This is a genomic window from Streptomyces alkaliphilus, from assembly GCF_014141535.1.
Taxonomy (GTDB): domain Bacteria; phylum Actinomycetota; class Actinomycetes; order Streptomycetales; family Streptomycetaceae; genus Streptomyces; species Streptomyces alkaliphilus.
In genome coordinates this window covers 1-391 of sequence record NZ_VKHT01001776.1, presented here as the reverse complement: position 1 = coordinate 391, position 391 = coordinate 1, and the positions used below count along the sequence as shown (strand labels likewise).

The following is a 391-nucleotide window of genomic DNA, read 5'->3' as shown; positions in this document are numbered from 1 at the left end:
GGCCGGTCAGGCGCGGGTGTGGGTGGTGGTCGCGTTGTGGACGCTGAGGGTGGAGGTGCCGAGGTGGATGCCGCGTCGGGTGACGGTCGCGGTGGTCTCGGCGACGGCGACAGCCGTGGCGCCGGTGCCCGCGGCCGGGGTGGGCGAGGAGTTCTCGCCGGACCGGTTGGTGGCGGCTTTGATGCGGAGGATGCCGAGGAGCACGGCCAGGCCGAGGGCGAGGGCGCCCAGTGCCCACAGCAGGGGGGCGAGGGCGGCCAGGGCGGCGGCCTGGGTGCCGAGGACCCAGATCAGGGCGGCGCCGGAGAGGGATCCGGCGGCCGTCAGCAGGGCGGCGGCCTTGGCCCAGCCGGGAATGGCGTGGGGGTCGCCCTGGTGGATCGGGCCGGTG

At 76.7% G+C, this 391-nt stretch carries 1 protein-coding gene; it reads right to left on the bottom strand.

The genetic code is table 11. From position 1 onward, the window contains the following. Positions 1 to 6 precede the first annotated feature (6 nt). Positions 7 to 391, bottom strand: a 385-nt coding sequence (locus tag FNQ90_RS28290; RefSeq protein WP_407699451.1) for a hypothetical protein, incomplete at its 5' end; no start/stop codon positions are given.